The following is a 10949-nucleotide window of genomic DNA, read 5'->3' as shown; positions in this document are numbered from 1 at the left end:
CCTCCGACGAAGTCCGCGAAGCCCTCCAACTCGGCACCGACACCCCCGTCATCACCCTCGACGCCCGCCGCCGGGACAGCGCCAAGAGCGCCCTCATCACCCTCGTCGAACACGCCCTGCTCGCCCGACTGCGGTGACCCAGGCGCAGACGGCCCGTCGGACTTCACACGAAGTCCGACGGGCCACGGGCGTTCCGGGGGCGGGTTACTCGGCGGGCTCCAGGCCGGCCCGGATCAGGCCGTAGGTGTACGCGTCCTCCAGCGCCAGCCAGGAGGCGGCGACCACGTTGTCGGCCACGCCCACCGTCGACCAGGTGACGGCGCCGTCGGTGGACTCGATCAGCACCCGGGTCTTGGAGCCGGTGCCGTGCTGGCCCTCCAGGATGCGGACCTTGTAGTCCACCAGCTCGAAGGTGGCCAGCGGCGGGTAGATGCCCTCCAGGGCCGCGCGCAGCGCCTGGTCCAGCGCGTTGACCGGGCCGTTGCCCTCCCCGGTGGCGATCCGGCGCTCGCCCTTGGCCCACAGCTTGACGGTGGCCTCGTTGCCCGTGAAGCCCTTCGGACCCTGCTCGCTGATGGTCCGCCAGGACTCCAGGGTGTAGAAGCGGTCCCGGCTGCCGCGCACCTCGTCGCGCAGCAGCAGCTCGAAGGAGGCGTCCGCGGACTCGTAGGTGTAGCCGAGGTTCTCCTGCTGCTTCACCTTGGCCACCACCCGGCCGGCCAGGTCCCGGTCGCTGGAGAGGTCGTAGCCGAGCTCCCTGCCCTTGAGCTCGACGGAGGCCCGGCCGGCCATGTCGGAGACCAGCATCCGCATGGTGTTGCCGACCCGCTCCGGGTCGATGTGCTGGTACAGGTCCGGGTCGACCTTGATCGCGGAGGCGTGCAGGCCCGCCTTGTGGGCGAAGGCCGAGAAGCCGACGTACGGCTGGTGGGTGGAGGGGGTCAGGTTGACCAGTTCGGCGATCGCGTGCGAGATCCGGGTCATCTCGGCCAGCCGGCCCTGCGGCAGCACCCGGCGGTCGTACTTGATCTCCAGCGCACCGACCACCGGGAACAGGTTGGCGTTGCCGACCCGCTCGCCGTAGCCGTTGGCGGTGCACTGCACGTGGGTCGCGCCGGCGTCCACCGCGGCCAGGGTGTTGGCCACCGCGCAGCCGGTGTCGTCCTGGGCGTGGATGCCGAGCCGGGCACCCGTCCTGGCCAGCACGTCGGCGACGGTCTCCCGGACGCCGGCCGGCAGCATCCCGCCGTTGGTGTCGCAGAGCACCACCACGTCCGCGCCGGCCTCGTGCGCGGTGCGGACCACCGACACGGCGTACTCGGGGTTCGCCTTGTAGCCGTCGAAGAAGTGCTCGCAGTCGATGAACACCCGCCGGCCCTGGGAGCGCAGGAACTCGACACTGTCCCGGACCATCTCCAGGTTCTCGTCCAGGGTGGTGCGCAGCGCGAGCTCCACGTGCCGGTCGTGCGCCTTGGCCACCAGGGTGATCACCGGGGCGCCGGAGGCGACCAGTGCGGCCAGCTGCGGGTCCTCCGCCGCCTTGCCGCCGGCCCGGCGGGTGGCGCCGAAGGCGACCAGCCGGGCGTGCTCCAGCTCCAGCTCGGTGGCGGCGCGGGCGAAGAACTCGGTGTCGCGCGGGTTGGCCCCGGGCCAGCCGCCCTCGATGAAGCCGACCCCGAACTCGTCCAGGTACCGGGCGATGGCGAGCTTGTCCGCCACCGTCAGGTTGATGCCCTCCCGCTGTGCTCCGTCGCGCAGCGTGGTGTCGAACACGTGGAAACTGTCGTCGGTACGGGTGACCTCGGTCATGACCCCTGGTTCTCCGTTTCGGGGAGGTAGGTACTGCTCTGCCGGACTTGTCCCGGCTCCACTGTCCATGATCCCGCGCGCGGTCCCGGTGTCCCCGGGCCCCTTGTGAGGGCCCTCGGCCGGTCCGGGGAAACAAAAAGACCCCTCGCGGGTGCGAGAGGTCTGCGCGCGGGTCTGGACGCTCGTGGTCGCTCCGCATCGGTCGTGCGGGAAGCGGTCACTGCGGACCGGCGCGCCTGCTGCCAATAATCAGCGAAAGCGAGGACACGCTCGCAGTCTGGCACAGCCGCCCGGCATCCGGCCCGCCCGTCTCGCGATGCGGGACGGGCGGGCCGGGACGCGGCGGAGGGAGCCGGACGGGACCGGCCGGGGCCGGACCGGGGTGCGACGATCAGACGATCTTGTGCAGCCAGTGGTGGGTGTCCGGGGTCTGGCCGCCCTGGATCGACAGCAGTGCCTCGCGCAGCTCCATGGTGACCGGGCCGGGCTCGCCGGCGCCGACCGTCCAGTCGGCGGCGGCGGACTTCACCGAGCCGACCGGGGTGATGACGGCGGCGGTACCGCAGGCGAAGACCTCGGTGAGGGTGCCGTCGGCGTTGCCCTGCTGCCACTCGTCGGTGGAGATCCGGCGCTCCTCGACCGCGTAGCCGAGGTCGGTGGCCAGCTGGAGCAGCGAGTCACGGGTGATGCCGGGCAGCAGCGCGCCGGACAGCTCCGGGGTGACGATCTTGGCGTCCTTGCCCTCGCCGAAGACGAAGTACAGGTTCATGCCGCCCATCTCCTCGACCCACCGGTGCTCGGCGGCGTCGAGCCAGACCACCTGGTCGCAGCCCTTCTCGGCGGCCTGGGCCTGGGCGACCAGCGAGGCAGCGTAGTTGCCCGCGCACTTCGCGGCGCCGGTGCCGCCGGGGGCGGCCCGGACGTACTCCTTGGACAGCCAGACCGAGACCGGCTTGATGCCGCCCTGGAAGTAGGCGCCGGCCGGCGAGGCGATGATCATGAAGAGGTAGGAGTTGGCCGGGCGGACGCCCAGGCCGACCTCGGTGGCGAACATGAACGGGCGCAGGTAGAGGCTCTGCTCCGGCTCGTTCGGCACCCAGCCCTGCTCCTGGCGGACCAGCAGCTCGACGGCCTCGACGAAGGTCTCCACCGGCAGCTCGGGCATGGCCAGGCGGCGGGCCGAGGCCTGGAAGCGGGCGGCGTTGGCCTCCGGGCGGAAGGTGGCGATGGAGCCGTCGGCCTGGCGGTAGGCCTTCAGGCCCTCGAAGATCGCCTGGCCGTAGTGCAGGGTCATGTTCGCCGGGTCGATCTCCAGCGGCGCGTACGGCGCCAGCTGGGCGTCGTGCCAGCCCACGCCCTCGGTCCAGCGGATGGTGACCATGTGGTCGGTGAAGACCCGGCCGAAGCCGGGGTTGGCCAGCCGGGCCTCGCGCTCCGCTGCGGGCAGGGGCTGGGCGGAGGGCTTGAGGTCGAACGTGATGGGCGCCTGGGTGGCCGTGCTCATGGCTGTTTCCTTCACCGTGGGGTTGGTCCGGGCCGCCACCGCTGCAGATACGTTTCGGCGAAAGTCGCCGAAACGGACGCACAACGGCACGACCCACTGTCGATACTCGCATCCAGGGGGCCGTGCCGAACAGCTGTCCGCCCATTTTCGAGGGCTGCAAGCTGCGGTTATGCGGTCCGGCCCGCCGGGCCGGAAACCTTGTCGGATCCGGCCCGTCAGCCGGAACTCCGCTCTCGGATCCGGCCCGTCAGCCGGAACTCCGCTCTCGGATCCGGCCCGTCAGCCGGATACTCGGGCGGCGAGCGCGTCGCCGACCTGGGAGGTGCTGCGGGCGCCGGAGCGCTCGGAGAGGTCCGCCGCGACGGCGGCCTCGACCTTGGCGGCCTCGGCGGCGAAGCCGAGGTGCTCCAGCAGCATCGCGACCGACAGCACGGTGGCGGTCGGGTCGGCCTTGCCCTGGCCGGCGATGTCCGGCGCCGAGCCGTGCACCGGCTCGAACATCGACGGGAACTCGCCGCTCGGGTTGATGTTGCCGCTCGCGGCCAGGCCGATCCCGCCGGTGACGGCGGCGGCCAGGTCGGTCAGGATGTCGCCGAACAGGTTGTCGGTGACGATGACGTCGAACCGCTCGGGCTGGGTGACGAAGAAGATGGTCGCCGCGTCGACGTGCAGGTAGTCGGTGGTGACCTCGGGGAACTCCTCGCCGACCTCGGAGAAGATCCGCGTCCACAGGTGCCCGGCGTGCACCAGCACGTTGTTCTTGTGCACCAGGGTGAGCTTCTTGCGCGGCCGCGCCTGTGCCCGGCGGTAGGCGTCGCGCACCACGCGCTCGATGCCGTACGCGGTGTTCAGGCTGACCTCGGTGGCCACCTCCTGCGGCGTCCCGGTGCGCAGCGTGCCGCCGTTGCCGACGTACGGGCCCTCGGTGCCCTCGCGGACGACCACGAAGTCGATCTCCGGCTGACCGCCCAGCGGGGACTGCACCCCGGGGAAGAGCCGGCCCGGACGCAGGTTGATGTGGTGGTCGAAGGCGAACCGCAGCTTGAGCAGCAGCCCCCGCTCCAGCACGCCCGAGGGAACGCTCGGGTCACCGATGGCGCCCAGCAGGATCGCGTCGTGCGACTTCAGCTCCGCCAGCACGTCGTCCGGCAGCGTCTCGCCGGTCCGGTGGTAGCGCCGGGCCCCGAGGTCGTACTCGGTGGTCTCCAGCTTCACGTCGGCGGGAAGCGCGGCACCCAGGACCTTGAGGCCTTCGGCCACCACTTCCTGGCCGATGCCGTCACCGGGGACAACTGCGAGACGAATGGTGCGAGACATGCTCGGACCCTACTCCGCCGTCCCAGGTTCTGACATCTGGCGTCCACCATGCGGACGGTCAGGTCAGGTCGATCTCGATCTCGAACGGCTGGTCGACCTTCAGCTGCTTGTGGTAGATCCCCGCAACCACATAGCCGCGTGTGGAGGGATCGAGTTCATAGACATAGACGACCGGTTTTCCGTCGTCGTCGCTCTCCACCCGCCAGAAATGCCTGATCCCCGCAGCCGCGTACTTTCGAGGCTTGGTGTCCCGGTCACGCTCCTCGGACTCCTCGGAGACGACCTCGACCGCCAGCAGCACATACTCCGCATCGCAGAAGGTCTGCTTCGGGCCGGTGACTCCTCGCTCGTCGACCACGAGGAGATCCGGCTCAGGACGGTTCCGACGGTCCAACCGCACCGTCATCTCCCGCCAGACCTCCCACCCCTCCGGCACGGCACCTTCCAGGGCACGTTCCAGCCTACGGAGGGTGCGCATGTGAAACGCGGTCTGCGGACTCACGAAGATCAGGCTCCCGTCGAGCAGCTCGGTGTGCGGCGGGAGATCAGGCAGCCGGTCAAGATCCTCTGCGGTGTAGCCACCAGCAGGAGGCCGAATCCAGTCGGGGTACGGCGCGATGCTCATGGTTCCTCCCATACGGGCATCCTGACGGCCCTCTCAGGCTACTCGGCAAAGCTTCCTCGGGCGCCACTCCTTCGAGGGAGCGCGGGTGGCGCACGGTGCGCCGGGGGCGTGCTTAGGGTGGCGGGGTTCGGCAGTGGTCCGGTGGAACGGGGTGTGGATGGGCGAGCGGCGGCGGGAGGTGCTGGTCTGCGGGGGTGCGGCGGGGCTGGCGATGGGCGGGTACGGGCTGGCGACGGCGGCACGCGGGCAGTGGCCGGCCGGCGCGGAGGCGGTCGCCGTCCCGTACCACGCGCACCTGTGGGACCTGCTGCACGGGCAGGCCGCCGGAGACCTGCTGGTCAACTGGAACAGCGGCTACGGCGCCCCGTTCCTGGCGGACTTCTTCGCCTACCTGATGAATCCGTTCTCCTGGCCCACCGCGCTCCTCCCCCGCGACCAGGGCCGGCTCGCCGTCCTGCTGGTCACCCTGGCCACCATCGGCCTCGGCACCGCCCTGATGACCCGGCTGCTCGGCCGTCTGCACCCCGGCCCGCGCCGGCTGCGGGCGCTCGCCGCCGTCGGGTACGGGCTGTGCGCCTGGGTGCTGGACTTCGGCGGTGCCGCCCCGATGTGGCTCTGGGGCCTGGTCTCGCTGCCGCTGCTCGGCCTGGCCGCCGACTGGTGCCTGCGCGAGCGGCACTGGGTGGCCGGCGCGCTGTGCGTCGCGCTCGCCTGGGCCGGCAACCTGTACACCGCCGCGCCGGCCACCCTGGCGGCCGGACTCCTGTTCGCCGTCCGGCTGTTCGCCGCCCCGCGCCCGTTCCGCCACCGGGTCCGGGCCATCGGCCGGGCCGTCACCACGGTCACCGCCGGGGTGCTGCTCGCCTCCCCCGTGCTGTTCGTCGCGGTCCTGGCCGCCCGCCGGGCCCAGCCGGAGTCCCCGGTCGAGCCGCTCGGCCCGTCCGGGGTCGGCGCCCACCTCGCCCGGCTGCTGCCCGCCACCCACGGCGGGCAGCAGCTGCCGGACGTGGCGATCGGCGTCTTCGGGCTGCTGGTGGTGTGCGGGCTGCCGTTCAACCGGCGGGTGCGGCTGCGGGAGCGCGCCTTCTGGTGCGCGGCGCTGGCGGTGGTGGCGGTCGGCTTCGTGTGGACCCCGACCCTGCTGGTCTGGCACGGCCTGGCGATCCCGGTCGGCGGGCCGTACCGGGTGGCCTTCGTGCTCAGCGGGCTGCTGGTGCTGGCCGGCTGGGTCTCGCTGGCGCACCGCCCGGACCGGCTCACCGTGCTGGGCGGCGCCGCCGTGGTGGCGGTGATCGCCGGCCTGGCGGCGGGCCGGCACGCGGTGCGCCCCGCCACCTGGGTGCTGTTGGGCGTCGGCGCGGCCGTCCTGTCGGCCGCGCTGTGGCTGCTGGACAGCCGGCACCCCGACCGCCGGGCGAACACCCTCGCCACCTGGGTGATCGGCGGCGCGGTGCTGGGCAACGCGGTCTGGTCCGGGTACGCGACGCTCGGCGCGGCCCCCTCCGACCGTGTCTCCCCGGCGGCCGTCCGGGCCGGGCACACGGTGCTGCGCGCGGCCGCGGACTGGCCGCAGGGCCGCAGCGACCCCGGCCCGCACGCCTTCACCCCCAACGACCCGCTGCTGCTCAACGGCCAGGGCGGCGGCTACTACAGCAGCTACCTGCCGACCGTCACCGCCCTGCTGCTGCACGACCTCGGTGCGGGCTGGACGGCCGGCGGACGGCAGACCGCGAGCGTCACCGACCCGGTCGGACAGGCGCTGTTCGGCGTCCGCACCCACCTCGACGACACCCACCTCGACGACACTCACCCCGACGGCGCCGAGCCCGGCGCGTCGCCGCGCGCCTTCACCCCCGTCCGGGCGGCCGCACCGCCGCTGGTCACCGTGCTGCCCCCGGGCGCCCGGCCGGAGAACTCCTCGGTCTGGTCCCGGCAGGAGTCGCTGCTCGGCAGCCAGGTGTACGACGCCCCGCTGCCCGTCCCGGCGGGCGGGCCGACGCCCACCCTGCACGGCACCAGCGGCTGGTCGGTGCCGAGCGGAGAGGAGGGCACCGTGTTCACCGCCGCCTGCACCCCGGGCGGGACGGCCTACTTCCACGGGGTCTGGTACCGGGGCACGGTCAGCGGCCTCGGCACCCGGTACCGCAGCGACGGCGAGCAGCCCACCACCGCCGTGCCGATCCACCGGCTGGGGACCGTCCCGGCGGACGGGGTGGTCCGGGTGACGCTGCGGTCGGACGTGGTGAGCCAGGTCCCCGCCCGACCGATCGGCTGTCTGCGGGCCGGCGCCCTGGAGGCCGCCGTCGCCCGTCTCACCGCGACCGGCGCCACCCGGGTGGAGGCCGGCGGACACACCCTCACCGCGGCCCTCCCGGCGGGTTCCACCGGCACCGCGCTGCTCTCCGTCCCCGCCACCGAGGGCTGGACCTGCGCGGTGGACGGCGGCCGCCGCACCGCCCCCACCTCCGTGCTCGGCATGATCGGCGTCCCCCTGGGCGACGGCGCGTCCCGCATCGCCTGCGCCTTCCGCCCGCCCGGCCTCACCGAGGGCCTCGCCGTCACCTCCGCCACCGCCGCCGTCCTCGTCCTGGTGGCCGTCTTCGCCCGGCTCTCCCGCCGCCCCGCCCCCGTCCCGCGCCGCGACCGCCGCCGGGTGGCGCAGACCGCCGGAACGTGACGGGGCGGCCCACCGGTCTCCCGGTGGGCCGCCCCGCTGCCCGGTGGTCACGGCAGGTCGAGCACCTGGGCCCGCCGGTCGGCCCGGTTGCGGTGGTACAGCAGCAGGAGCCGCGAGGTGTCGCCCTGCCCCCGGTGCACGTCCAGGACGGTGCCCGGGCCGGCCGGGGCCGACACCGCGGCGGGCCCGGTGAGGCCGGCCCGTACGGTGAGCGCCGGGTGCAGGACGTCCAGCGGGACGGACGGCCTGGTGCCGTTCAGCCCGATGGCGGAGAGGGCCTCGGCCACGTCCGGCGTACCGCCCCCGGTGTAGCCGGTCCAGACGCCGTAGCGGACGGTGCTGTGCCCGGGCGCGACGCCGGGCAGGGCGCTCAGCCGGACGGGCAGCACCAACACGTCGCTGTCCAGCAGCCCGGTGTCGGTGTCACCCCAGTGGGCGTTGAGCGGCTGGACGTCCAGTTCGGCGCCGGTGCGGGCGTCCAGGGCGCGGGAGACCAGGACGTCGCCGCCGCGCAGCCGGTCGGCCTTGAGGATGACGTCGGTGCTGCCGTCGCCGTCGGTGTCCAGCGCCACCCGCACCCCGTACAGCCCCACCGGGGTGGCCGCGGGCGCCCACAACTGGGCTCCCACGTACAGCAGTTCGGAGTCGACGGCGGCACCGGCCGCGCGCAGGCCGGCGGACCGCTCGCCGGGGTGCTCGACGCAGACCTCCTGCGCCGGGTCCGCCTCCTCCCGTGCGCCCTCGGGCCGGATGCCCGCACCCGGCGCGGCCGTCGCACCGCTGCCGCCGGACGGGCAGTCGGGCCAGCGAACCCCCACGCCGCCGAGTGCGAAGGCACTGACCAGCCCGGGTTGTTCGCCGGGCGCGGCCCGGCCGCCGAGGGTGACCAGGGTGCCGTCCCGGGCGGTGCGGATGGCGGCCGTCGCCGTGAGGTCGCCGGTCGGCTGCGGGGCGGCCAGCACCGGGACCCGCAGCTGCGGCAGCCTGGCGTCCCCGACCGGTGTGAGCAGCACCCGGCCGGAGAGCTCGCCCCGGTAGCTGCGGGCCCGGTCGCCCTGGACGGTGGCGATGGTCGGGTCGGGCGCGCGCCCCAGCTCCCCGGGCACGGACAGCGTCACCCGCACCCGCGCGGTGCCGCCCGCCGGGACGTCCACCCGGGCCGGCGTCACCTGGTACGAGGCGCCCGGGACTTCGGTGGCCGCCGCGTACGAGGTGCGGTAGGCCAGCGGTGCGCCCGAGGTGTTGCGCACCTCGATCTCGCGGGTCGCCGCCGTCGGCCCGGAGACCTCGACCGGCCCGAAGGAGACCCCGACGGCGCCCTCCACGGCGCCCTCCCCCGCCGCGTAGGCGACGGCGGGGGTGCGGAGCGCCCGGTCCACCCGGACCCGCCCGGCCCCGGTGCGCTCGGGCCCGTAGACCGGCCCGCTGCGGTCGTCGCCGAGGAAGGTGTCCACGGTGGTGTTCATCAGCGCGGCCTTGACCTGCTCGACCGGCCAGTCCGGGTGCGCGGCGCGGACCAGCGCGGCGAGCCCGGCCACGTGCGGGGTGGCCATCGAGGTGCCGCTCTCGCGCTGACCGCCGGTGCCGCTGCCGACCAGTGAGGACCAGATGCTCTCGCCGGGGGCCGCCAGGTCGGGCTTGACCACGCCCGGCACACCGATGCCGCGCGAGGTGAAGTCGGTCAGGGTGTCGACCCGGGCCGGCTGGTCCTGCGCGACGGAGCCGTGCAGCGTGTTGCCGGGCGCGGCGAGCCGGACCTGCACCGGCCCGGCCGCCGCGGCCTGACGCAGCCGCTCGCCGTCGGCGTGCGCCAGCAGCGCGGCCGGGATGCGGTCGTCGCCGGAGATCTCGGCGAGGTGGTCGGAGTCGGCGGCGTACAGCGCCCCGATCGCGCCCGCGTCGGCGGCGTGGTCGGCGCGCGGCCCGGAGTTGCAGGCCCGGTCGGCGTCCCGGGTGCGCCAGGCGAGCAGCGCGATCCGCCCCTTCAGCCGCTGCCTGTCGGCCTCGCTGAAGTCGGTGCAGCCGTCCGACTGGTCGGCGGGCAGGGCGAGTTCGCCGCTGACGTCGGCCGTCGACCAGCCCTGGTAGCGCTCGCTCCAGTGCGCCGGGACGACCCCGGCCTGCGCGGCGGGGGCGAGCACGGTGATGCCGTCCACGTCGGCGTGCCCGTGCACCGAGGCGGCGACGGTGATCGCCCGGGCGGCGGTGCCGGGGCTGCCGCCGATGCCGTACACGTCGCCGTCGTTGCCCGCCGCCGCGACGACGACGGTGCCCAGCGCGGCGAGCCGGTCGACGGCCAGGGCGTCGGTGTCGTCGGTGCTGCCGAAGTGGCTGCCGAGCGAGAGGTTGACGACGTCCAGCCGGTCGCTCAGGTCGCCGTCCCCGTTCGGGTCGGCGGCCAGGTCGAGCGCCTCGGTGACCCGGTCGGTGGAACCGTCGCAGCCGAACACCCGGATCGCGTACAGCTGCGCGTCCGGGGCGGTTCCGGGGCCGATCCGGAAGCCGGCCGGGTCGAGCCCGGGCCCGTACGGACCGGTGTACGGGCGGCCGTCGGCGGTGACGCCGTACCCGGCCGCGGTGCCGGCCACGTGGGTGCCGTGCCCGTTGCGCACGCAGTCGATCGGGTTGTCGCCGGGGTGCGGCACCGGCTGGTGGTGCGGGGAGGCCGGGTCGGGGTCGTAGTCGTCGCCGACCAGGTCCTTGCCGCCGACCACCTTGGCGTTCGGGAACAGCGCGGGCGGCGCCGGCCTGCCGCGCTCGACCGAGCGGAACGCCTCCTCGGTGCCGGGGCCGCCGAAGTCGGCGTGGGTGTAGTCGATGCCGCTGTCGATGATCCCGATCCGCATGCCCCGGCCGGTGCCGGCCGCCGGGTCGCCGGCCCAGACCTGCGGGGCGCCGGTCAGCGGGACGGAGTGGGTGTTGTCCCGCCGCTTGGCGACGATCGGGTGGACGGCCCGGACGCCCGGCAGCGCCCGCAGCGCGGGCAGCCGGTCGGCGGGCGCGCTGACCGCGAGGCC

Annotated in this window: 6 protein-coding genes and 1 pseudogene; 2 read left to right on the top strand and 5 right to left on the bottom strand. The window is 74.3% G+C overall.

The annotated features are described in order from the left end of the window. Nucleotides 1–137 (top strand): annotated as a pseudogene (locus KS423_RS26460) (ATP-binding protein); the annotation flags it as partial. A 67-nt stretch (nucleotides 138–204) separates the two neighbouring features. Here the strand turns inward: KS423_RS26460 and cimA are convergent. From cimA to KS423_RS26440, 4 genes are all read right to left on the bottom strand, one after another. Continuing rightward, the gene (cimA, locus tag KS423_RS26455) at nucleotides 205–1809 is read right to left on the bottom strand and encodes a citramalate synthase (protein ID WP_224282277.1); all 1605 of its coding nucleotides are present in this window, start codon (nucleotides 1807–1809) and stop codon (nucleotides 205–207) included. A 391-nt stretch (nucleotides 1810–2200) separates the two neighbouring features. Beyond that, nucleotides 2201–3313 (bottom strand): branched-chain amino acid aminotransferase, encoded by a 1113-nt coding sequence (locus KS423_RS26450; protein ID WP_224282276.1) that lies wholly within the window; start codon nucleotides 3311–3313, stop codon nucleotides 2201–2203. Nucleotides 3314–3592: 279 nt separating this feature from the next. Then, entirely contained in the window at nucleotides 3593–4630 is a 1038-nt protein-coding gene (locus KS423_RS26445) for a 3-isopropylmalate dehydrogenase (protein WP_224282275.1), read from the bottom strand. Nucleotides 4631–4688: 58 nt separating this feature from the next. Then, a complete protein-coding gene (locus tag KS423_RS26440; RefSeq protein ID WP_224282274.1) occupies nucleotides 4689–5255 on the bottom strand; it encodes a Uma2 family endonuclease in 567 nt (188 codons plus the stop codon). 157 nt (nucleotides 5256–5412) lie between these two features. On the opposite strand from KS423_RS26440, the gene KS423_RS26435 reads away from it, so the two are divergent. Then, nucleotides 5413–7932: a YfhO family protein gene (locus tag KS423_RS26435; RefSeq protein WP_224282273.1), complete on the top strand. Its 2520-nt coding sequence runs from the start codon at nucleotides 5413–5415 to the stop codon at nucleotides 7930–7932. A 47-nt stretch (nucleotides 7933–7979) separates the two neighbouring features. On the opposite strand, the gene KS423_RS26430 is transcribed toward KS423_RS26435, so the two are convergent. Then, on the bottom strand, nucleotides 7980–10949 hold a 2970-nt coding region (locus KS423_RS26430), incomplete at its 5' end, for a S8 family serine peptidase (protein ID WP_224282272.1).

The sequence above is a fragment of the Streptomyces sp. LS1784 genome, assembly GCF_020103755.1.
GTDB lineage: Bacteria > Actinomycetota > Actinomycetes > Streptomycetales > Streptomycetaceae > Kitasatospora.
The sequence above is the reverse complement of the archived record's forward strand: the minus strand, read 5'-3'. Positions and strand labels throughout refer to the sequence as shown.